The organism is Paenibacillus beijingensis, from assembly GCF_000961095.1.
GTDB lineage: Bacteria > Bacillota > Bacilli > Paenibacillales > Paenibacillaceae > Paenibacillus_O > Paenibacillus_O beijingensis.
This window is the reverse complement of record NZ_CP011058.1, coordinates 723,558-747,883: the sequence shown is the minus strand read 5'-3', so window position 1 is coordinate 747,883 and position 24,326 is coordinate 723,558. Positions and strand designations below refer to the sequence as shown.

19 protein-coding genes are annotated in these 24,326 nt (G+C 47.7%); 15 read left to right on the top strand and 4 right to left on the bottom strand.

The genetic code is table 11. From position 1 onward, the window contains the following. Positions 1-166: 166 nt before the first annotated feature. The 9 genes from VN24_RS27795 (at position 167) to VN24_RS03520 (ending at position 11,314) form a co-directional block, all read left to right on the top strand. Entirely contained in the window at positions 167-316 is a 150-nt protein-coding gene (locus VN24_RS27795; protein WP_169751041.1) for a hypothetical protein, read from the top strand. Positions 317-409: 93 nt separating this feature from the next. Next, on the top strand, positions 410-556 hold the full coding sequence (locus tag VN24_RS27590; protein ID WP_158453639.1) for a hypothetical protein: 147 nt from the start codon (positions 410-412) through the stop codon (positions 554-556). Then, the gene (locus VN24_RS03545) at positions 553-978 is read left to right on the top strand and encodes a hypothetical protein (protein WP_045669291.1); all 426 of its coding nucleotides are present in this window, start codon (positions 553-555) and stop codon (positions 976-978) included. Before VN24_RS27590 ends, VN24_RS03545 begins: the two co-directional genes overlap by 4 nt. Before the next feature lie 33 nt (positions 979-1,011). Then, positions 1,012-1,497: a hypothetical protein gene (locus VN24_RS03540; RefSeq protein WP_045669290.1), complete on the top strand. Its 486-nt coding sequence runs from the start codon at positions 1,012-1,014 to the stop codon at positions 1,495-1,497. A 613-nt stretch (positions 1,498-2,110) separates the two neighbouring features. After that, entirely contained in the window at positions 2,111-5,011 is a 2,901-nt protein-coding gene (locus tag VN24_RS03535; protein WP_045669289.1) for a DNRLRE domain-containing protein, read from the top strand. A 65-nt stretch (positions 5,012-5,076) separates the two neighbouring features. Continuing rightward, positions 5,077-10,359 (top strand): RHS repeat-associated core domain-containing protein, encoded by a 5,283-nt coding sequence (locus tag VN24_RS26145; protein ID WP_052702762.1) that lies wholly within the window; start codon positions 5,077-5,079, stop codon positions 10,357-10,359. Positions 10,360-10,375: 16 nt separating this feature from the next. Further along, a complete protein-coding gene (locus VN24_RS03525) occupies positions 10,376-10,708 on the top strand; it encodes a hypothetical protein (protein ID WP_045669288.1) in 333 nt (110 codons plus the stop codon). A gap of 112 nt (positions 10,709-10,820) precedes the next feature. Beyond that, positions 10,821-10,913 (top strand): hypothetical protein, encoded by a 93-nt coding sequence (locus VN24_RS28665; protein WP_082083599.1) that lies wholly within the window; start codon positions 10,821-10,823, stop codon positions 10,911-10,913. Then, positions 10,910-11,314: a DUF4279 domain-containing protein gene (locus VN24_RS03520; RefSeq protein ID WP_082083598.1), complete on the top strand. Its 405-nt coding sequence runs from the start codon at positions 10,910-10,912 to the stop codon at positions 11,312-11,314. The genes VN24_RS28665 and VN24_RS03520 overlap by 4 nt, the downstream gene beginning before the upstream one ends. A 386-nt stretch (positions 11,315-11,700) precedes the next feature. Here the strand turns inward: VN24_RS03520 and VN24_RS03515 are convergent, their stop codons facing one another. Continuing rightward, positions 11,701-11,931 (bottom strand): helix-turn-helix transcriptional regulator, encoded by a 231-nt coding sequence (locus tag VN24_RS03515; protein ID WP_045669286.1) that lies wholly within the window; start codon positions 11,929-11,931, stop codon positions 11,701-11,703. A 919-nt stretch (positions 11,932-12,850) separates the two neighbouring features. On the opposite strand from VN24_RS03515, the gene aroC reads away from it, so the two are divergent. From aroC to VN24_RS03485, 5 genes are all read left to right on the top strand, one after another. Then, positions 12,851-14,020, top strand: coding sequence for a chorismate synthase (gene aroC / locus VN24_RS03505; protein ID WP_045669284.1), 1,170 nt, complete (start codon positions 12,851-12,853; stop codon positions 14,018-14,020). A gap of 390 nt (positions 14,021-14,410) precedes the next feature. Next, positions 14,411-15,757 (top strand): phenylacetate--CoA ligase family protein, encoded by a 1,347-nt coding sequence (locus VN24_RS03500; RefSeq protein WP_045669283.1) that lies wholly within the window; start codon positions 14,411-14,413, stop codon positions 15,755-15,757. A 31-nt stretch (positions 15,758-15,788) separates the two neighbouring features. Further along, positions 15,789-17,546: an AMP-binding protein gene (locus tag VN24_RS03495; protein WP_082083597.1), complete on the top strand. Its 1,758-nt coding sequence runs from the start codon at positions 15,789-15,791 to the stop codon at positions 17,544-17,546. A gap of 44 nt (positions 17,547-17,590) precedes the next feature. Continuing rightward, positions 17,591-19,099, top strand: a complete 1,509-nt coding sequence (locus VN24_RS03490; RefSeq protein ID WP_045669282.1) for a class I adenylate-forming enzyme family protein — start codon at positions 17,591-17,593, stop codon at positions 19,097-19,099. Positions 19,100-19,113: 14 nt separating this feature from the next. Further along, positions 19,114-19,728 carry a 4-hydroxybenzoate synthetase gene (locus VN24_RS03485; protein ID WP_238590818.1) on the top strand — a complete coding sequence of 205 codons (615 nt, stop codon included), beginning with the start codon at positions 19,114-19,116 and terminating at the stop codon, positions 19,726-19,728. 221 nt (positions 19,729-19,949) lie between these two features. Here the strand turns inward: VN24_RS03485 and VN24_RS03480 are convergent, their stop codons facing one another. The 3 genes from VN24_RS03480 to VN24_RS03470 are packed head-to-tail and all read right to left on the bottom strand — an operon-like array spanning position 19,950 to position 21,812. Further along, complete coding sequence (locus tag VN24_RS03480) at positions 19,950-20,330, bottom strand: hypothetical protein (RefSeq protein ID WP_052702761.1); 381 nt, start codon at positions 20,328-20,330, stop codon at positions 19,950-19,952. A gap of 23 nt (positions 20,331-20,353) precedes the next feature. Next, positions 20,354-21,241 (bottom strand): hypothetical protein, encoded by an 888-nt coding sequence (locus VN24_RS03475; RefSeq protein WP_052702760.1) that lies wholly within the window; start codon positions 21,239-21,241, stop codon positions 20,354-20,356. A gap of 49 nt (positions 21,242-21,290) precedes the next feature. Then, positions 21,291-21,812, bottom strand: a complete 522-nt coding sequence (locus VN24_RS03470) for a hypothetical protein (protein ID WP_045669281.1) — start codon at positions 21,810-21,812, stop codon at positions 21,291-21,293. Positions 21,813-22,130: 318 nt separating this feature from the next. On the opposite strand from VN24_RS03470, the gene VN24_RS27585 reads away from it, so the two are divergent. Then, complete coding sequence (locus tag VN24_RS27585) at positions 22,131-24,311, top strand: CotS family spore coat protein (protein ID WP_082083596.1); 2,181 nt, start codon at positions 22,131-22,133, stop codon at positions 24,309-24,311. Positions 24,312-24,326: the final 15 nt, after the last annotated feature.

Below are 24,326 nucleotides of genomic sequence, written 5' to 3'. Positions count from 1 at the left end.
GCTGGTTTTGCCTCCGGCAAAACCTTAAGTGGATGCTTACGAAGTGGTTTTGCCTCCGGCAAAACCTTAAGTGGATGCTTACGAAGTGGTTTTGCCTCCGGCAAAACCTTAAGTGGATGCTTACGAAGTGGTTTTGCCGTTGGCAAAACCTTAAGGAGGTGAAACCATGCGAAACATTTTGATGACCGTAATGCTGCTCGTTGTGGTCGTTGTCATTTACAACTCCATTATCGCAGACGGCACGACGGGCACCCGCACGCGAATCCAGACGCAGGGCAACTCGGCCAATACGCAAATCGGAGCGCTTGTGCCGTAAAGGCGGATTGATCTTCGATAATAGGAATGCAAACGAGCGGCGGCCTGACGTTAGGCTGCCGCGGCATCAAATCTTTTGAAAGAGGGGCGGACGATGCGTTCAATCCTGATCTCGATGCTGCTGCTTGTAACGGTAATTACACTCTACTTGACGGTTGCCTCAGGTGAAGGCGGCACGAAGGCGGGGCTGACAAGCTACGGAAAGGCGATGGCCGATTCCATTCGGAATACGAGCCCATGAAACAGATTCTTATTTTTGTGCTGTTTGCGGCCATGCTCTGCTGGATCATGTTTTCGCCTATTTACAAGCACGTGCTTATCGTAAGGCAAGCCTTGCTGCAAAAGGAGGTTGATTATTTGCTGGAGGTCGGCGCCAACGCCGATCACGGTTATATCGATGCGGCTATGATCGAGAAGTCTCGGGAGCGGTTAAGCCGGTTCGGGCTGCAGCCGGACAATATTGAATTCGTCGTTTCGGCAACGGACGGCAAAGACGCCACGAATCCCGCTGCGCCGCTGCTCAGAGGGACGGGGCTTTCGCTTACGATGAGCTATCCGTTTGGGCGGCTGCTGGAGATTGACCGTTTAATCGGGCTCACTCCCCCTGCTCCGGACGAGCGGATGAGCGCTTCAGGCATGAAGATGAGCGAGTATGTGCCGTAACAGCCGCCCCGGCCAAGAAAAGGGGGTACCGCGTTGTACAAGCTGCTTTTTGTTATTGTTATGATGACCGTATGGCTTGCCGCGCATGCGCTTCAAACGGATCAGGAATTAGCTGTGCAGACGCTGTTTCGAGGCAAGCATGCGGTGAATCGCGCAGCTCATGCGGCTGCGCAGCAGCTGGATGCGGCCGAGCTGGCGGAGGGGCGGCTGATAATCGACGAAAGCGCCGCATCCGCCCAAGCTGCGCGTTACTTGCAGGCCAATTTGCAGCTGGACGGCGCCGGCAACCCGCTCCCGGGATCATTTTTGAAAGAACGCGTCGAAGTGCTCGCGTTTGAAGTCGTCAACGGCGACCGCGCCTTTCCATACACGTACCGCAGCGATTTGTACGATTATGATGTAACGCTTCATAAACCCGGTGTCGTCCTCATTGTGCGGCTCGCCTATCCCCGGGCATTCCAGGTTATGGAGCCGATCGAGTGGGAGATCAAAGGGACGGCGGAGCTAACGGGCTATTGATAGATGTTGAAGGGCTCTCTAAACTACGAAATCTCAATTTTTTATAATACCTATGAAAATTGAAAGACTTTATGAGCACACTATAATAATGTGCTCTTTTTTATTGAGAAGCAAATCCTCTACATTTTCACCTCTTATCTATTTTTATGAAAAAGGCGCATAATTGATGATGTTGTCGAACAATTGCTTAGAGAGGTAGGGGTGTAAGAACGAAAAGACAGTCCTTATTTGGCTATTTTACTAATGTACCAAGAGAGTAGAAAATATTCTAAAAAAGCATTATGAGGATGTATCAGGCCGATTTAGATATTTTAAATCCCAGAGTATCTAAGGAATTTCTTTTAGCGAATTCTAATAGTGGAGGTACGAAAAAATTAAGTAAAGACCGTCGTATATCGACCTTCGATAACAATGGGTATATTAACCTGATTAGTCAATATAACATTTAATTCGACAAAAAAAGCCTCTTACATATTTTATAGGGTGAATTCATAATGATATTAGCTGTCGAAATGATGCAGTTATAATCACAAATAAAGGGGGAAGGTGTTAGTTTAGTTTTTTTGATCAATAAAGTAAGCAATGAATGATTTCACAAGAAGAGGTGATCTATGTGAAGAGAAAGTTGGCCTTTCTGTTACTCTTTTGTTTCGTATTTCAGTCATTATCGCTGACTGTAGTCCAAGCACGAAATATCTCTGATTCAATGAAAAATTCTGTTACATACAAAGAAGAGGATGAAGTGGTTAGTGAAACAGTATATGGAAATGATCCACAAACCAGCAAAAGAGTTGCAGAAGTTACATACAATCGATATCCTGTGGGGGTGCTCGACAAAGCAAAGAAGCTAGGTAAAACTGTGGTACGGGAAGACGTAGAGCGTAGGACTGCAAATAGTAAGCATTATCAGCTTTCTGATGGATCTTTTATTGCAGATATTACGATGGGACCTCAAAATTTCCTGGATAATACAGGTAATTGGCAGCCTATTAACACTGAGCTTATCGATGAGGCTGATTTAGACATGGTAAATATCCCATTTTCACAAGTCTCATCTGATGTTTTGAAAAAGATTGTATTGAAAAACAAAGAGATTCGAAAAAATATAAAAATCGATCGAACAAAAACAAGTTACAGAGCGCCTCAAGTACCTTTCGACGTAAAGATCCCGAAAAAATTCGATAGTGGATATTCCATTGGTAAAGGTTCGGAAAAACTTACCTTTACCCCAATAAAGGCTAATACTGTAACAGCTGTTGTTTATAGCAAAGCGGAAAATCAGAACGACAGGGATAACGCTAATACTGTAACAGCTGATGTTTACAGCAATAAAGCGGAATATCACAACGCTTGGGATAACACTGATGTGCAGTTGGAAGTACTTGATATAGGCATAAAGGAAACGATTATTTTAAAAAACAACCAAGCTCCGACCACTTTCAGATTCCATGTAGCTGGTGATATAAAAAATTCAAAAAATTTTGAACTGCAGCCCGCATGGCTTGTTGATGCCAATGGAACAAAGAGGGATGTATCTCAAATCATTGATGAAGCTGATGGTGAAACCTTTATTCAACTCGATGTTGACACAACCGATTTACAATTCCCGATATACGTAGATCCAAGTGTGATAACTACTTCAACATCGAAAGATATGACTTGTAATGATTATTGGCATTCTTGTTATGATGGTTCTAGTGATTCATTCTCGGTTGGTTCATGGAGCGGTTACTATGATAGCAGCTATAATTCATATGAAGGTTTTTTTCAGTTTGATTTAACCTCTATTCCAATTAATAGTGTAATTAATAACGCGTCGATGGAGCTTTATATTTTTTCAGGTTATACCGATAATTCTCACACAGGAAACGTTTATAGAGTTACTTCGGCGTGGGATGAAACAACCACTCAAGTCCCATCATATGATTCGACGAATTCCGTTCCGACTGTTACTGGTTATCTTGGTACAGTTCTAAACTCAGTTAATAAACCAGGATGGTGGGTTACTAATATCACGTCAATTGTCCAGCAATGGGCAAATGGGACCCCAAATTATGGTGTGATGGTAAGAACTGGGGCTTTACAAAGCGCAAAAATTATTCGTACTCACGAGTACACAGATTCAGCATATCGTCCTAAATTAACGGTTACATATAATAGTCCACCGATAGTTTCACCCACTGTACTGAGTCCAAACGGCGGTGAGACTATAGACTCGACGTTTAATATTGTTTGGAATGGTGCAGTCGATCCTGATAATACGCAAACAAGCCTAAACTATCATATCCAGCTTTCTACAAATGGTGGAGGTAACTGGATTGATCTGGTATCTCAAACTGGAGCAGGAGTGACACAATACCAATATAATTTTAGTTCTGTCTCAGATTCAACGAATGCATTAATCCGTATACGAGCTTACGATGGTTCTCTTTATGGTCCTTGGGATCAATCTGACGCCCCATTTACAATAAAACATAACAAAGCGCCAAATGCGCCGACCAGCCTGAACCCAGGATCAACTTCTTCCTCAACTCCAACAAGAGTTGTTACTAATCCAGTCCTAAAATGGACATTCTCCGATCCGGACGCGGGAGATGCACAATCGGCCTATCAGGTTCAAATTTTTAACGGTTCTACGCTTGTAAAAGATTCAGGCTGGGTCACAACATCACTAAGTTCGTATTCGGTACCGTCGTCTCTACTTGCACGAAACACCACCTACAACTGGAAGGTTCGGACAAAAGATAAAAAAGGGGCAATCTCAGGGTATTCAGCTGCTTATTATATTAAAATTAACAATTTGCCTATTGCCTCGATTACGTCTTATACCGATGGACAACAGCTTACCGATAACGTTCTGTCTTTTACATGGACCTATTCGGATACAGATGGACAAGCGGAGAGTAACTATCAAATATTAGGTTCTCAAAATAACTGGGCATCGATTGGATATGATTCGGGGGTCAAAAGTGGCAGCGCTACTTCCTTTACGACACCTCCGCTTGCAAGTGGAACTTGGAGTTTTAAAATCCTTGTCAAAGATGGGATTGAATGGTCGAATGCTGCTTATCGCAACAATCTGAAACTTCCAAATGCATTTGAACCCAATGACAGCAACACCCAGGCCTTTCCCATCAATTATAACCAGACCTACAGCTCTCTGATCAACTCGGGCACCGATGTCGACTTTTTTAAATATACAGCTCCGACCACCGGCATCGATAAGCTGGTTCTAAACGTTCCATCCGGATTGAATTATGATGTCTACATTTATGATTCAGCCATGGCGCTTATCACAGCGGGCGTTCACGGAGCTGGACTTCAGGAGAAAGAAATATTCGATGTGACTTCGGGGCGTACGTACTACATCAAAATTGTGGGGGTTGGAGGGAATTACAGCACGTCGCTCGCTTATAATTTTTCGTTAAGCAGCGTTACCCTGCAGTTCCAGACCACCTATCAATATGATAGCAATGGAAACATTATCTCCAAAACGACAACGATCGTTCGCTAGAAGATAAAAGGAGGCTGAGGTAGTCCGAGGGCTACCTCAGATAATCGGAAGAGGAGGCTTAGCTGTTGAAGAATATAATCATCAGAGTTCTCATCCTAACGATGTTTTTTTCAATTTTACCTTCGATCCCGTCATTCAGCGGGACTACATATGCCGCGGCTGTTGAAGAGCACCAAGACAGCACTCAAATGGATCCTTCGTCTGATCATCAACGAAAAAAGCTGAGTGACGAATTGTTAATCCCGGAAAGTGATATTCAAGATATCCTTGATCAGGGATACACTTTGGAAGACGTAGAAAAAGCCCTACAGCGTCAAAAAGAACGAGGGGGCAATTTATCTGATCGGTTGGATGAAGTGAAGCCGCGCCCCGTTAATAACTCCAAGAGTGCCAAGAGTACCATAACGAGTTCCCTCGGTGAGCAAACGTTCTCGATGTCGGTTGCTGCTAGTACCACGTCATCTCCGGCACCGGATTACAGCTACGTCAAAACCAAACCTGACGAGGCCCCTTTCGCGATCCAACTGGACAGTGAAACGGTCTCTACCTTATCAGGTGGTCTATCCATCCAAGCTGACGATCTCTCGCTGCCGGGCCGGAATGGTCTTGGATTTACTTTAACTCGTACTTATGACAGCAACGCTTCCCAGTTCGAGCAAATGACCATTGCCCAAGGCTCGAATGGCACCCAACAGCCTCTTGAAGAAAAGCGATTTCCGATCGGAAAAGGCTGGAGCTGGGACATTTCCTTCCTTGAGATCAATGAAACGGGGAAATTTCTTCATCTGGCAGGATCAGGTGTCTTCAAAATTGGGGATAACAACACACTGGTTGGTTACCCTTGGAAAGACCTTTCGTTTACTGCCGATACGACCGTTACGGTAAACGGCGTAACATCTGCCTATGTCCTAAAATCCATTCAGAATGTAAGCCAATATTTTAATGCACAGGGACAGTTAATTCAGATCTCGGGTGCCTATAACAATAAAGTAACCTTCAACTATGCCAATGATGCCCGTTATGGTTCGGTACTTAGTCAAATTACCGATCCCGTTGGCAATTCCATTAACATTTCCTACACTCTGGATTCTGTCGTCATCACATCGAGCAATAAAAAGGTTACATACTACAAAAAGACCCAAAATGGCAAGGAACTTCTTGGGCAAGTTGTGGATTCGGTTGGTCGTGCTGTTACCTATGACTACAGCCTCCAAAATGCGCAGTTTAATTTACTCGGAACTACTCCGAATACAGGTAACCCCTATGCGCTGTTAACAGGTGTAACTTATACGACGGGCGCAAAGTCGGTCTATACGTTTGAGAGTTCTCCCGTGACCCGGTATATTGGTACAAATGCTGTAAACCAGGTTTACCGTGTGAAATCCCGGGAAGATCGGATTTTCAAGTCCGACGGTTCCATTGAAGTTGTCAATCATAAAGATATCTCCTATCCGTCTAGCGATATTGGCAGTTCGTACAATACGGACTTTACTTTCTCGGTCATGGTCAATGACGGAACAAAAGAAACAACATTTAGCAACGATAAAGACTACATCGATGATAACAACCCGCCGGTGTTTTATAACACAAAAATATCCGATAAGGCCATCTATAATGGAATAACGTATACCAAAACAACCGATTATACGTACGATCGGGCACGAAGGTGGCCTGTACCTGTCACGACGAAGACAACGGATGCCTCATCCGGTACCACCAGTACCTATGTAAGAACATCCAGCAACTCTTATGATGATTACGGAAACGTAACGGCTTCAACGGATGCAGCAGGAGCCATCACAAGTTATATCTTTAATAGCACCTCTCATTTGCTTGCCACGGTCGCCAAGCAGATCAATGGCTCGCAGCTGTGGCAGTATACCCAATTGACCCGCAATACCCAAGGGACGGTCATCAAGGAACAGGTTTTTGCAGGTAACTCTGCGGGTCAGACAGGCAATCCACTGCGTGAAACGAGCTACGAAAATATTGATCCTTCAACAGGCAATATTGGGCAAATTCGAGTCAAAAACGGAACGGTCAATGATACACTTACCGCGATCGAGTATTCGTCCGTATATAACAGTGCCTTTCCAACCAAGACCACAACGGCGATTCGTGATATTAACGGGAATGCCTCTACCATTACCAAGCAGTACCAATACAATATGGCAGACGGCAATCTTACTCAATTTACAGACGGGTATCCTTCAACAACCCGTTATGCTTATGATGCTTTGGGACGAATCACTAAAGTCACGCATCCGGATGGAAGCTTCAGCTCAATCAGTTATAACGATTACTTAAACCGGATCACATTAGCCGATGAAACGGGAGTCAAAACCGTCACGAATTGGAACCCGGTGGGCTGGAAGGTCGACTCGGGCTTCTTGGAGGGCGGGGTCTATAAAGCGAAGACCAAAAACGGCTATGATTCCAAAGGACGTCTGCTTTGGACCGAAGATGCCTTTGGGAATCGGACCAATTACGGGTATGACCAATGGAGCCGTCAAACCTCGATCCAGTATCCGAATGGCGGGCTGAATGCAACGGTTGTTTATGATGATATTTCGAATTCCATGAGCAGCACAGACCCCGAGGGGTATGTACTGAAAGAGTATTACGATACACTGGGTCGAACCGTAAAAAAAGAAGAGACCAAAAAGAGCGGCCAGCCATCGACGCTCATGATGTATACCTATGACAATGCCGGGAACATGATAAAGGCCACCGACAATGTCAACCCGTCCAATACGACAACCTATAGCTATGATGCTTTAAGTCAGTTGAAAAGCGTCAGCAATGTTGTAGACGGGGTCACGCAAACGACTTCGTATGGGTATAACATGCTTGGTAATCTGACCCAAATCACCTATCCCGATAATAAAGCCACGACCAAGCAGTATGATGAGCTTGGGCGGCTAATTCGGAATTCGGTAATAGCTGTAAGCGGAAAAAACAATATTGAATCGTATTATTATGATGGAAATGATAACCAAACCAAGTTGATCGATCGTAATGGGAGCCGGTTTAAGTATACGTACGATAATCGAAACCAGCTCAAGAAAAAGGAGATTGTCGACACCAGCTGGAACCCGATTTCTGGCGAGGAAACCATCTCGTTTGGCTATGACCTGGCTGGAAGACGAACCAGTATGAGCGATGGGACGGGCAACACGTCATACGCCTACAACTCGTCAACAGGTGATCTTAAGGCCGTCACCTTCCCGGATGGTAAAAAAATCACGTACGATTACGATGCCAATGGGAATCGAAATGTAATGAATGATCCCTTTGGGTTCAATACCTATTACCATTATGATTCCCGAAATCGCTTGGATGCCGTCGGACCCTCGATTGACTTCGCAACGGATTTCGATGCGAAGTATCAATATTTTAATGATAACCTGTTAAAACAAATTACGCAGCGTAATGGGGTTACCACTTCTTATACCTACGATGGCAAGAATATCGGTACATTAGTCGAGAAAAAATCGGACGGTTCATTACTGAACAGTTTCAGCTACAGTTATGATAACAACGGGAATCTCAAGACGAGAACGGAAAATGGAACGACTAATAGTTTCATCTATGATGAATTAAATCGGATTAAAACATCCTCTCAATTTAATGAAACGTATCGTTATGATTCGCGCGGCAATCGTACCAGTTTGTCGACGAACCGGCCTTTTGACCGTCCGGATGAAACCACGACATTTAATAAACGAGACCAATTAACAAGCGTTAAGCCAGCCAGCAGCGGAAGAGTCACGTATCGATATAACGGCGATGGACTGTTGTGGGAGCGAAGTGAGAATGGACAATCCGTTCGTTACTATTGGGATGGAGACCAAATCATAGCTGAGGCAAATGTAGCGAAGCAGAAGGTGGATAATACATCCGCATCGATCGTGTACAGCGGGGCCTGGACGCTTAGCACGGACAGCAGTGATTATGGCGGGTCTTCAACATACAGCTCCGTTGCAACCAATTCCGCTGAATTCACGTTCACAGGAAGTTCCGTCGATGTTGCAATGCGTAAAGGCGCTTATTCTGGAAAGGTAGATGTTGTACTTGATGGAACAGTTGTTGCTACAGATATAGACCTATATTCTTCTTCTTATAGATTCCAGCAGTTTGTCTACACGAGTGGAACGCTATCTTTTGGAAAGCATACCATCAAGATAGTTGTTAAAGGGACAAAGAATGCTTCTTCCTTGAATACAAATGTAGTATTGGACTATATCCAGTATGACAATGGCGGGTCATCAACGATGAAAGCCCGTTATATCAGGGGCAACAGTCTGGTCGCTCGAGAGGATAGCCAAGGGAAAGCGTATTATGTTCAGAATGGCCATGGGGATATTACCAACTTAATGGACAGTTCGGGCAAGACGGTTTTGAACCAGTACAGCTATGATATTTTCGGTAATATATCATCTCAATCTGAGAGTATACCTCAAATGTTTAAGTACTCCGGAGAGATGCAGGATGGTGCCGTCGGCTTACAATACCTAAGAGCGAGATGGTATGATCCTAGTATCGGACGCTTTATTGGTGAGGATACGTATGAAGGGCAGATTAGGAATCCGCTTAGTTTGAATATGTATACGTATGTAAGTAATAATCCATTGATTTATTCTGACCCAACAGGTAATTGGTGTTCTGCAACAGTCAATGGGAAATATTATTCACACCCTGGGGATTGTAATGGAAGTGGAAACGGTCAAGTTCATATTAAAGACAGCATATCAATAAATTTTGGAAGGACTATTTACGAAGGTGGAGTAGCAAAGGGCAAATGGTATCCAAAAGGGTCTTTTCATATCACTGGTGATAAATCAGGAATTTCTGATGCTTTTATCGGTTGTTTTTATGATACTCAATGTTCAGGGTTTGTAGGAGGTGCGATATCAAGCGGGCCTTCAGTTGTTAAATCTGGTATAAATAAAACATCAAATTGGGTTAAAAGTTTTATCGGAGCTGGTAATGCTTCCAAAACTTATGCCAATCTTGCTAAGCAAGCTACAAAAAATATTAAATCTTCTGAAGTTGTTCTGGGAAAATATAACCAGGGTGGAGTATCTTATGTGAAAGTGGCTCAAGAAAGAGGTGCAACATATTTTGAATTAGATAATTGGGACGAAGTTGTAAGTAAGGTCGGAGAAAACAATATATGGAATATTAATAAATCATTCATAAAGCAACAAGCTAAAGCCGGTAAATCTTTTATTCTTTCTCACAATCCTGCTGAAGCAACAGGATATTTTGCAAATGAAGTAAATCTTCTCAGGGAAATGGGTTACAGCTTTGTTCGAGATGGTTCAATCTGGAAGTCAATAAAATAGGAGTGAAGCTATCGTTATGAGTAAGAAAGATAAGCAATGGGAGATAATTGAGAAAGCAAAGAAAATATTAATTGATTGGTCAAAGGATAACGACGCACGAATTTATACAATTCATTTTATTCCTATGTTTGATTTCTCGTTAGAAGTTTATGTGTTTTACGAAAGTGATAATGATGTATTACAAAATCTGAATAATGGTATTTCAGATAACATAACAACGATGTTCAATAAGTCACTATCTGATTTGGGATATATGAAGTATTTTAGTGAAAACATAAAATTTGTATTTGATTCGCATGAAAATGTTGTGAATAATTACGAGGGTAGTTACTTTTTTAGGTTAAGGTAATATACATTTATTCAGTATCTGAATTTGGTTCTATTCTTATTTTAAGGTTAGCCAGCCTAATCTGGTTAACCTTTTCTTTATGTTTGTAGGTGGAAAAATTTAAAGATATGATTTGTATTGTGATAAACATACGGGCGAAATATTAAGATACCTTAAAGGCGGCAAAGGGCAACCGATTGAAACAGGATATTATATTAGTAGGTGAGTAATTTGGAAAAAACAAGTATAATAGCAAGGTTCAAAATCTACGCCGATGATTTTTCAATTGATGATGTTTCAAATGTTTTGCAGAAAGATCCTTCGGACTTTACTATTAAAGGACAACAAGGTAAGTTTACTGTGGCAAAAGAAACAAGTTGGAATATTTATACTCCCATGTCAGAATCACTTGACGTTAATCAACAACTTGGGGAACTTCTTTCAATACTTCGTCCTAAAAAAGTTCAATTGTTAGAACTTAAGGATAAATATCAACTTAATTACCTATTTAGCATTATCATAAAAATTAAAAATAATCAAACGCCTGCTATATATTTCGAGCACGACATTATTGAATTTGCTCATGATATAAAAGCAGAGTTCGATATTGACCTGTACGTTTCTTAATGTTCAAGCTACAGGCGGTAATCCTGCTCGACTAGAAGCTTAAGATCCGCGGAATAACGTTTGGTGCGAATTCGAATCTCTATTCCGCACAACTCATAACGATGTCCATTTCACTAAGGTTGTTTTGGTAATACCGTGTTTCTTTGTTGCAGCCATATCGCTGATCTATCCACTTTCGATTTCCTGTATGATGGCAAGCTCATAGGGACTATATTGTTTATTAGGCATGAAAAAGCTCCCCATATAGCAGCAGGTTTTATTATTTAACTTGTCTACTATAAGGGGAGCATATCACTTTAGGGACGCCCCATCTTTTTTGAATTGGCAAATTTATGAGTAAAGTTACAGCTAGTGCGTTCCTCCTCAGCAGTTCATTTCGAGATCGCCTACATTCCAATCGCCATCATTTTTTTAGTTGAATCCACGCCCGATTTCTCCATCATCCTTTGGAAATGATTTCTTACTGTTCTCTCGCTAATATCCAGCGCAGTTGCAAATTCCTTATTGGAATAACCGTTCATGATGACAATGTTGTAGATCTTCGCTTCTCGCTGCGTAAAATCAAATCGATTTGAAACATACAGGGTTACGGGAGAAAAGATAGCTGTTGCGTTCATTGTAAACCTTCTGATTAACAAGAGTAAATAAAAAAAGTCACAGGGGTCTCCTGTGACATCGGGTGCTTAACTACGATATTTTTCAGTCTGAGAGTATACCTCAAATCTTTAAGTTCCAAAAGGAACAGAAATATTTGATGGGTATGCAGCACCACAAGGCGGATTGGTAGGAGGTGGAAACCAAGTATGGATACAGAGCATCAACCCAGACTGGATAATCAAATAAAGTGTCCCTGCAACGTGTTTGAAGAAATTGATTCATTCAGATCAATAATCGAATACCAACGATTTCGAAAATATTTAGATGAATTTGTTCAAAGTAACGACATAGAAGAAATACGCATTGAAAGTGCAAGTCAATTCTATGATGAGAAACTGTATAAATGCAAACAATGTAATCAAAGATGAGTTTTAGCAATTACAGACTTCCCATTTAAAGGCTTTTGGAGAAAAGCCTAGACCTTGTATTATTTTGATAACCTTGATTGGCTTTATGCCTTTCAAGGTTTCTTTTTTGGCGAAGTGGGTTTATGTCCAAATGGAATGATGCAACACTCCAGGAAAGTTTTCCTGCTCTCTCTTTGTTTAGATAAACAACGTTGCAAACAATATTGTTCGACATTTTTTGAGATTTAAACCAACCGGCTTAATTGCAAAAATCGAATTACACAACAGGTCTGTCCATTTGAGTGACTGCTAAGTGGAATTCGCAACACTCAAGTTCTGGTCAATCTATGAAATTCGTTTCATAGATTTTGAGCGGCTCTTTCGAAATCCGCACCTAATAATTCATCTCGCCCGCACTATGGCTGCTTGTTCGGCATATACAAAAAGATAGACGTTCATGAAATTTTATCCATATTTTGGAAACGATCATGTTGCGTCACTTCTTTGGGTATGGGAGAGGAGGAGCTGATCATTGAGTTTGCGGTTTTTGACAGCCGGAGAGACGCATGGCCCTCAACTGACTGCGATTATCGAAGGGCTCCCTAGCAATCTGCAGTTGGATTTCGAAGAATTGAACTTTCAGCTGCACCGCCGTCAGCTGGGGCACGGCAGGGGCAGACGGATGCAGATTGAGAAGGACACGGCCGACATCGTCGGCGGCGTGCGGCACGGCCGTACGACCGGCGCGCCGGTGGCGCTCGTTGTAACGAATAATGACTGGAAGCACTGGATGACGGTGATGAATATTCAGCCGATTGAGGGCGGCGACGAAGCGAAGCGGCGGGTGAATCGGCCCCGTCCGGGACATGCCGACCTGAACGGCGGCTTGAAGTACAACTTGAAGGACCTGCGCAATGTGCTGGAGCGGTCCAGCGCACGGGAAACGGCCGCCCGGGTAGCCGTCGGCGCAGTGGCGCGCCAATTGCTGGCCGCGTTCGGCATCAAGGTGGCGGGCCAGGTGATCCGGATCGGGGAGATCGAAGCGCCGCCGAACAACCTGTCCGTGGACGAGTTGATCTCCGCTACCGAACAATCGCCGGTGCGGGTTGTCGACAAGGAGACGGAAGCGAAGATGACGGCCCACATCGATCAGATCAAGGCCGAAGGCGATTCCATCGGCGGCATCGTGGAATGCATCATCGAAGGCGTGCCGGTCGGACTCGGCAGCCATGTGCAGTGGGACCGCAAGCTGGATGCGCGGATTGCCGGAGCGGTTGTTTCCATCAACGCGTTCAAAGGGTGCGAGATCGGCATCGGCTTTGGGGCGGGCGGGCTGCGCGGCTCGCAGGTGCACGACGAGATTTTGTATACGGAAGAGCGAGGCTTTCACCGGGCGTCGAACCGGGCCGGCGGCTTCGAAGGCGGCATGACGACGGGCGAACGGATCGTCGTGCGTGGTGTCATGAAGCCGATCCCGACCTTGTACAAGCCGCTCCGCAGCGTGGACATCGATACGAAGAAACCGTTCACCGCGCAAGTGGAACGCTCCGACAGCTGTGCGGTTCCCGCAGCAAGCGTCGTGATGGAGCATGTCGTAGCCTGGGAGGTGGCGCGCGCCTTTCTGGAGAAATTCGGGGGAGACTCGATAGAGGAAATCCGCGCGAATCTGGATCACTACCTGAAGCAAGTCGGGCGGTATTGAGATGGCGAATGACGGCTGAGCTCTGGGTTTAGATCGGTTGCTGAAGCCTGAGTTTCGGGTTTAGACCGGCGGCTAACGCCTGGGCTCCGCGACCGGATCTACTGATAAGGATGCTTTTCTATCGCAATGAATCAAGGCTGCCGACATGGCAGCCTTTTTCGATTTACTAGGCAGATATAGGATGAAGAGCTGCTATAAGCCTCGAAAAGCCCCGACAAATCCCCGACAAATACCCGGCAAATACCCGGCAAATACCCGCCCCGGGCCTCAGCGATTGTACCAATTTTAGGGATGTTTAGTATATTTGGGTGGATGTCGATGGTTGTTGACGACTTATTTAAATATTATAAAGCGAGCAACCAGAGTTTGTTCTATAAGAGGAGGGTATCCATGAGATCTCAATCTCATAAGATGACCGTTTCCATTGACGAGCATTCTTCGCATTTGGAACAGTTAAAAGCCTTTTACAATCAGTTGGACGATGAAGGAAGAACGATTGAAAAACTGCCGCAACAAGTACGTGGTGATTACCAGCTCAAAGCCATTAATTTAACGCTCGAACATGTTTGGAAGCATAACGAATTTTATCGCTCCGCAATGACGGCAGCCGGGTTGCAGCAGCCGGCGATTGACAGTCTTGACCAGTTGTCTTCGGTGCCGCTCTTGAAGAAAGACGTCATTCGCGGAGATAAAATGAAGCTGCTGTGCGTCGACCCGAAGCACATCGGCCAGGTTCACCTGACAAGCGGAACATCGGGCAAGCCGATCTACACGTCTTACACGTTGGCCGATCAATATGTTTACGACCTGCTGCCCAAATATTTGGAGCTGTTTCCGGAGTCGGACAGCGATATCGCCGCCATCGCGCTTCCATACGAGTTTGCGCTTCCCGGACTCGGATTTCAGCGCTTGTTCCAGTTTGCTTTCGGCACCGCCATTTTGTCGCTCGGCAAAGGCGGATACATGGCACCCGTCGACAAATCGCTCGAGCTCATGAAGGAGTATCAAGCGACCGTGCTCGCCACCACACCTTCTTATGCGGCTCTTTTGGCGGAAGAAAGCGAGCGGTTCGGCATTCAACCGGGCGTGGATATTCGCTTGCGCCGAATATTGCTTACCGGGGAAGGGTGTTCGAACACGTTCCGCAAGCGGCTGGAGCAATGGTGGGGATGCGAAGTATCGTTCTTTTACGGATCGACCGAGTGCGGCGTTATCGCGGTCGAATGCAAGGAACACCAAGGTTATCACGTGATGGAAGGCCATGTGAAAGTGGAAATTATCGATCCCGTCTCCGGGGCGCCGCTCGGCTATGACCAAACCGGCGAAATCGTTGTCACGACGCTGCTGCGCGAAGGGATGCCGATGGTGCGGTACCGGAGCGGGGACATCGGGTTTCTGCAACAGTCGCAATGCGATTGCGGGATTACGATGGATGTCTTGCACCTTAGGGGCAGGATGGAAAATATGATGAACCTGGAAGGCATCGACTACTCCCCGTTTTTGTTGGAACATTTTCTGATGGAAATTCCCGATGTAAGCATGTGGTATCACTTCATCCTGGATCAAGGCCGGTTAACGATTGAGACCGAGCCATTCCGTACCCAATTAAGCGACGAACAATTGGCGGAGAAAGTCCGGAGCCATATGTTGAACCGCACAGGCGTCGATTGCCAGGTGGTCATCAAGCGCGGGTTGCCCCGCACGTTCGGCAAAGCGACCCGGGTTATTGTCAAATGAAAAGCCGATCAATATGAAGGGGGAGTCCTCAATGTCCGGCATCAATAGGGAGCGGGAGCGAAAATTCCGGAAATTGTTGGTTCGTATCGCGAAATCGCCGTTGTATACCGAAAAATTAAAGAATTTCGATACGGCAAGCATCGGACTGGACCAAATCCTCACGCTGCCGTTGACCACGAAAGAAGATCTGCGGAAGGCCGGCGCCTTCGGTCATCTTGCTGTCGGCATTAATGAAGTAGCCCAGTATCACGAATCGTTCGGAACGACCGGGGAGCCTTCCGCCTCCTGGTTTACCATTGAGGATATGGAACTCGGCGGAAAACAAATGAGCGCATGCGGCGTTCGTTTGGCCCCGGAAGATCTGGTGCTGATCCGCTTTCCTTATGCCATGTCGCTGCCCGCGTTCTTGATGCAGCAAGCGGCCCGGCAAACGGGGGCGGGCGTCGTTCCCGCGAGCGGGCGCACTCCCGTTACGCCTTACCCTAGGGTGCTCGAGCTGATGAAGCGTCTTGGCGTCACCGTCATCGCGGGACTGCCGCGAGAGATGGAATTGCTGGCTGAGACCGCGCGGCTACTCGGTTTGGATCCGGCTAAAGATTTTCCTGCTTTGCGGGCGATTTGCGTTGCAGGAGAACTGATGAGCGAACGTCGCAGAGAACATATCGGACGGCTTTGGAACGTTCCGGTATTCAACATGTACGGTTCTACGGAAACGGGCAACATTGCCGCGATGTGCGAGCATGGCGTCATGCATATCGTGGAGCAAGATTTTGTGGTGGAAGTGTTGAAAGAGCAAGGCTTAGAGCATGCCGCTCCGGGTGCGAAGGGATTCGCGGCGGTCACGACACTGTCTCATCAAGCTTCGCCGCTCCTGCGGTACTTCAACGAAGATGTTGTCGCCGTCGAACCTTGCAAATGTTCTTGCGGGCGAACCGGAAGCAAGCTCGTTCATTTCGGCCGGCGGAGGGACCGAATCGAGTTTGGGGATGCAGTGCTGGACGCAAGGGATATTCAAGATGCCGTCTATTCGCTCGCTCCCGTACCCGATGCCTGGAAAGTGATCGAAGGGCGGAACGGACTTCACTTTATACTGGATTCGCATCGCGGCGCAGACTGGACGGAGGAAGCGCTGCGCGCTCAATTGACGGGGCTCTTAAGCGTGCCTGTCACCGTAGAGATCGCTGCCGGCAATGCACTGCTCGACCGCGACGATCTGGTGCGCAACGCTCCTTCGAAGAAGCCGGTATATATACAAAAGCTGGATGCAGCCGTTCCCGAAGCGCCCACGGCGATGAGCGATTTGCTCGACCGGGGACGTAGATTGCTTGCAGCCCGCAAGTTTCAGGAATCGCGGGAACTGTTCGAGAAAGCGGTCGCTCTCTATCCTCACAGCGCCGACTCGCATGCTTGGCTGTCCGCTGCATATGGCCGTCTGATCGAAACGGGGATTATGCTCGAGAAGATGAATCTGCTACCGCTGCTGGAAAAGGAGATCGCAACCGCGCTCGAAATCGATCCGAATCATCCTTTCGCCCGGAGAATGAACGGAGCCAGACTGCTGAATACGCCGGAAGTTCTGGGCGGAGACCCCGCGGCCGCTGCGGACGATTTTCGTTACTGTCTCGATCAAGGGATGGACGAAGCGGACATCTGGGTTTCTCTAGGCGAATGTTATATGAAACTGGACGATCCGCACGAAGCGGTTCGTGCGCTGCAGGAAGCATTGGTTCGCGAGCCCGGTCATGAAAGGGCGAACGAATTGATGCAGCAAGTAACGGGTTTGCAGTAAGGAGCTGCCGGCATTATACCTACTTTGAACAAGAGGTGCCTGTGATGGACGAAGTTTCAAAATCGATAGCCCGATGGGCTGCAATAAATCCGGGACGACTTGCGGTTATTGATGAGCATGCTGTCATTTCGTACGGAGAGCTGCACGAGCGCGCGGGCCGTTGGGCCGGCGCTTTGCAAGAGGCTGGCGTTACGCCGGGCAGCGGGGTTATGCTGCTTCTTCCTAACCGCGCCGAATTTATTGAAGTATTGGTTGCGACCATTCGAACGGATGTCGTGCCGTTTGTGTTGAACTCCCAATACACGCCGGAAGACATTCTAAGTTTGGCGGCCGCCGCCCATACGGGATTGTTGATTACAACTCGTCCACTCGCGGGAGTTATGACTTTTGCTCGTGAAGTTCCGTTCCAAATTTGGTTTGTGGAAGACTTTGACTATGACCGATATCCGTCCCTTGAAGCGCTGCCGGTCCGGCGCAGAACGGAAATCGTGTTTTTTACGTCGGGGACGACCGGTAAACCGAAAGGCGTTGCCGTATCCAAAGCTTTGTTTGATTTGGCGCTGCCGGCGGCGGGCTCTGGAGCGGAGCCGCTGCTGCAATTGCTGTGCAGGCCGCTCTTTTTCCGCGCCCACATGACGGCAGCCTGCAACATTCTGCAAGAAGGCAACACCGTCGTGTTGTCCCGGCAAGCCGAACCTGGCGTATGGACGAATTTGATTGAGCGGCATCGCATCTTTTTCGTCAGCTTGGGGCCAAGCGACCTGACGCGGTGGCTGGATCATCTTGAGAAGGGTGGCGGCAAGTTTCCGCCGTCCGTGAAGCATATCATGTCAACCGGAGCGCCGCTGACCCATTCGCTCAAGAAAAAACTGAAGAAGCTGCTGCCGCACTTGCGAACGACTGATTTGTACGGAACCAGCGAGCTGTCGGCGATTGCGATGATTGATGACGACAAATGGGCGGACAAGGAAGGATCGTGCGGGCGGCCCGCATTTTTCGTTAACGTAAAAATAACAGACGAGCATGGGCGGGAGCTGCCCCCACGTGAAGTAGGGGAAGTATGGGTCAAGAGCCGTTATCGAATGAGAGAGTATTATCAGGATCCGGAAGCGACGAGCAGGGCGTGCGCGGGCGATTACGTCAAGACCGGCGATCTGGGCTTTCTCGACGAACATGGATATTTGTATTTGTCCGGCAGAAAGCACGACATTATCAATCGTAGCGGATTTCATTTCTTTCCCGGAGAAGTGGAGAACGTACTGCAGGACGCGCCGGACGTCGAGGAGGCTGTTGTGCTCGGGATGGAACATCCGGAACAAACGCAGGAACCGGTCGCCGTTGTTCGTTTGCGTACCCAAGATCGAAACGATGCGGAAGCGGAGACTGATAAGAAGCGGGAATTGCTGGCACACTGCGAAAGCCGCCTGGCTCGTTATAAAGTTCCCTCATCGATTTGGTTTGTCGGGGAGATTCCGCTTAACGCCGCCGGAAAGGCCGACCGCCGTGAACTGGCGCAATGGATTGCAAAGCAGAAAGATGGCACATTCCGTTAAAGGAGGGTCTTAACGTGACGAGTAAAGAAATGATGGATATGGACTCCCCAAATCGGAACACGATTTTTGAATTTTTACACCGGTTGTTGTTTGAAATCCTGCTCAGGACGGATGGACGAACGACGGATATACTGGAAACGTTGATGGATGAAACGATGTCCGTTCACGTCATCCGGCAAGAACAAATCAATGAAGAGCATGCCGGATTGTTGGGCGAATCCTCGGGGGCTCCTTACTATATTAGAGAATCTATTCTTATTAGCAACAAAACTCATTTCGTCGTTTCTCACAATATTGCACTCGTATGTTCGAAATTCGTGCCGGCCCCCATGTTTGAAGCGATCTCCTCCAAGCATGAGGGAATCGGGAAGACGGTAAGCGCACTCGGGCTGCCGACGTCGCGAAAGGTGGCCGATTTTGGGTGGAGGAACGAGCAGGAAGCGGTCGATTTGTTTCAAAAGCCGATCAAACTTCATTTTGCCCGGGAGAACGAGCGGTCGCCATTCAAGAAATACGCGATTTATTTCGAATCTGTTCCAGGCATCTATTTGCTGGAATACTTTAATCCGGATCTCCTCCGGCACCGGTTGAAACAAGTACTGAACGAACAGCAGCGAACAGGGGAGTAGCGAGATCGCTCGCTGAATACGCCGCACTTGCGCATGGTTTCCACATAAAAACGGACGAGGCGGTCCCGGAGATAACGGTTCCTAACACCGCAAGCTCCCCGAAGCGGCCGGACGGATCAGGGAATGGCTAATGAAGATATTAAAGGGAAGGCCCTAAGCCGATCTTGACGGCTTAGGGCCTTCCCTTTGGTTAAACGGATAAGAACGATATTGCGGCGTTTTTAGACTTTATTCGTTTTGGACTCCTTTAGCGATTGAACGAATGCCACTCCCGCCTCCATCATTTGTTCGCTTGCATGACGGGCTCCTTTTTTGACGGCTGCCGCGATTTTATCCGCAAATATGGACGACGGCTCGGCGAATTCTCCTACCGCCTCCATGACGGATTCGCCTGAAAATTTCTTTCCGTTTTTTACGGCTGTCGCGAACTTTTCAACTAAAAGGGAAGACGGCCCGACGAGCTCCTGCACCGCTTCCATGATTTGTTCGCCTGCAACCTGCGCCCCGCTTTTAAGGGCAGCCGTAAGTTTTTCCGCTAAAATAGATGATTCCTGCTTTAATTCGTCTGTAATAACGGATACGTCCTGGTTTTCGTTTGTCATACTTTTTCATCTCCTCCTGAAGTTTATTTTCGTTGGTTCATCCACAGCACGATCGATACCCCGGCGATACATACCAAGGCTCCGAGCCAATCGTAAAGGCCGAGCGTTTTGTCGGCTGTCAGTTCCGATAAATCGCTTTCCCCGTTCGTTTCCTGCCCGGCGGAGTCGGCTTTCAACCCCAGCCTTTGCATTGCGAGACGGGAATATTTCGAATCTTTCTCTTGAACAAGCCTTCTCCAGCACAATTTCGCTTCCTGCTGACGATTGATCCGGTGGAACGCATCGCCCAGCTCATAGACCAGTTTAGCGTACGTTTCCTTCTCGAGGCTGCCCGGATTGCGCAGTTCCCCGTTGATAAGGACGAGGTAATCTTCGATTGCGGTTTCTGTCCGGTGAAAAAACGTCTCCGGCAACTGGTACGCGACGTTGCCGCGAAGCATGCGGATCGTTCTGTCCTGCGGATCGGCGGCCACTGCTCCGTCGAGAAGCTTCAACCCGCCCCTCGCCAATTGCAGCCGTTCGATCGGGTTCGACTCGTCCCGTGCAATCAATGCCATCACGCTGCCGTGAAACGCATCTGCAATCGGGTGTCCTGGATAATCCTTGCGCAATTGTGCGAGCACACGGTTTGCTTGCTGAACGGCGTTTTGGTTTCCCGCCACACCATCATTGTGCAGCTTGATCGCTTCGGCCAGCCGTGTCTCGAACGCGGCATCCGATGCCGGATGCGACTTCGCTTTCTTTTCCGACTTCTCTTTCCTTTCCGATCTATCTTTCCTTTCCGACTTCTCTTTCTTCTGCGTCTTCACATCTCCTTGCAGCGGCGCAAGCGCTGTGTCTATCGCTTTATCCACTAAAGATGACACAATATTTGCCACAAAACTCGTTTGCTTCGACGAAATTGTTGTCAAGGTGTCTCCCTCCTTTGGTGTTACTTTTTTCTCTCTAAACGCCAAAATGTTAAGATTTCGGATCCAACTGGGCCAAGCGTTGCGAAACGGCATTCGCTTCATTCGGTTTTCCCGCATTGCGGTAAGACGCGCCAAGATTATTTAAGATTTGGATGAGCTGCTCCTTGGAAAACAGGCCCGGATTCGTTTCATAGCGGGCGAGCAAAAATGAGAAGTCCTCAATAGCCGTTTTCGAACGATGAAAAAAATCTTCCGGCAGCCGCAGACACACATTCGCGCGGATCAAACGAATTTCGATCCGGTCCGGATCCATCGAAACCGCACGATCGAGCGCATTTAATCCTTGCTGCGCTTTATCCGCTTTTTCCAACGGTTGAAGGGCATCCCGGGCCATCAGAGTCAATGTGCTGCCGTAATAAGCTTCCAGCCTTGCATTTGAAGGTTCGGCCGCACGCAGCTCGGCCAGCAGCTTGTAAGCGTCTGCTGCCGCTTTTTTTTCCCCGTTTACACCTCTTTGATGGAGCTTCACGGCTTGTTCGAATCGTTGCTTGCGATCCTTGTCCTCTACCATAGATCAACCTCCTATCGGAAATCACATTTCACAATGTATGGGGAATCACGATTTTAAGTGTTAGGCATCTGTGATCAATATTTAGACAAGTGTACCGTTACGGCGGAAAATCAAGTAAGAAGGCAAGGAAGATCCGGCTTCCTGACGACTTCCTTATCTCATTATATGTGTGCGTGTAGTCGCTTCTATGGGATATAGCACATTATTCCAAGCATGGACGGAAATTCCGCTCTTGTACATTCCGCAAGCGGATTGCATGCCATAACATAAACATGGAAAACGAAGTGTCATATAGACAAAAGCCAGGGAGGACTACCTGTGAATGATATTCGGATAGAGGACTGGGGTCATCTCATGCGAGCTGATTCCCCTGACAGTGTGCATAGTCACAGTGTGCAGCCGGTAGTGGAGAGCGTTGCACGACAAGTGCTGGGGCTTTACGAAATGGAAGTGCGCGAGATGACGCTGATTTCTGCGAAGCCGGATAAAGGGGGGGCGATCTGGAAGCTTTCGACAAACGAAGGTCCCCGGAGCTTGAAGGTGCTTTACAGCAATCGGCAGAGAAGTCTATTCAGTATCGGGGCACAGGACTATCTTGCAAAGCAAGGGGCCCGAGTACCGGCGCTGATTCCGACAAAGAAAGGGCATGCATTTGTAGAAGCCGGAAGCAAGCTGTGGATTGTGACGGAGCGGATCGAACCGCTGGGGCCGATATCCGCAGCCGATCCGGAAGAGGCGCGAGCCCTGTGCGTTGCTCTTGGCGATCTTCATCGTCGCTCTAAAGGATATGTTCCGCCATCCGAATCCGTTTACTCCTCGCAATGGGGCGAATCTTACGAGAAGAGCATCGAGGAAATGGGCGGGTACCGCTATATTGCCGAGTTGCAGCCTGAATCCGAAGCAAGCAAGCTGCTGCTTTCCCACCTTGACCTTTTCGAGCAGCAAGCGTGGGATACGCTTCAGCTTTTTCCGGAATCGACCTACGACAAGATGGTTGCCAAAGGGGGGCCGTTTTGGGGCCTTGCTTTCAATGGCTGCGAGTGGTCGAAACGAAACGGACGGACGAATCCCCGAGACCTGTGGATGAGCGATCTGTTCGACGTCTCCTATGGCCTCCCGATCCAGGACCTTCGGCAATTGATTTCTGGTACGATGGAGGCCCGGGGCGGCTGGGACGTAACGTGGATTCGCAGCATGATAGAAGCCTACCATCGAACGAATCCGCTGGATCGGGAGACGTTTGATTTATTATGGATCGACCTGAGCTTCCCTCATGAAAGCTATAAATACTTGAAAGAAATCATCTTCAGGCCGGAGACATTTCTCCAGCTGGAACTAAGGGACGTCTTCGACAAGATGCTGATGAATGAAATTTTGAAGAGGGAAGTTTTGGCCGAGTTGAAACGCGATCAATCGTTGTATCCAGCCGGCGATTACGAGGAAGCCGGCGAAAGGGAAGCTGAAAGGAGCGTTTCGGTTACGATTTCAAGCATTGACGAGGAAGAGACGTGGAGACAATTTATTCAGCAGGAGCTGAAAAAAAGAAAAATTGAAGACTTGGAGATCAAGGAAAGGACGACAGAAGGAGAAGACGCGGCGCCCGAGATGATAAAGGCTGATCAAACGCCTCTGGAAGAGGCGGAGGACGCAATCGTTCCGGAGAAGCTGCTCGAAGCCGCCGAAGTCAAGGAGCCGGCATCTGAGATCGCAGCAGAGGAGCCGCCCGCGGTCCCAATTGTTTCGGACGTCGAACAACGGATGGCGGAGAAGGAAGCTGAGGCGCCCGAGACGGTATCGATTGAAATCGTACCGAAGAAGATCAAAGCGCTGAAGCGGAAATCCGACAAGAAGGAAACCTGTGAACAGGAAACTTTCAAAAAGAGAGGTTCGGCCAAACGGAAAAAAGATCAAGCGTCGAACTGTTCCGGCGGTGACAAGGAAGCTAAGGAAGCTAAGGAGGCTAAGGAGGCTAAGGAGGCTAAGGAGGCTAAGGAGGCTAAGGAGGCCGTATCTGAGGTTCTGACTGAAGCTTCTGAAGTCGTACCTGAAGTCGTATCCGAGGTCAATACGGAGGTCGTATCTGCAGAAGCTTTACCGGCTTCAAGTTCGATACCGGAAACGCTCGTGATTCCGATTGAAGATCTGGGCAGAGAGCAGCGGGCTGCAGCGGAGATAATCATTGTGGACACCGCTCCCGAGGCGCCTTCGGAGCATGCAATCGCGCCGGCGCCAGTGCCGATTCAAGCACCGGAGCCGCAAGTTACGGTCCTGATTCCGGTGCCGCAGCCAAAAAGCAATCGTATCGTTTCCCGCACAGCGAGGAAGAGGTCAACGCTCGGAAGAAGAAAAGCGGCAGCGAACACGAAGAAGATACGCCGGCCGCTGAAAGGCGGATCAAAAAAGAGAATCAAACGAAATTCAAAACCTGTGCCCAAGCAAGCCTTCCCACGCCGGCATTTGAGAAAACCGGCGGTCCGCAGACGCGGCAATAGCAGATAAGCCGTTCCAGCCAGG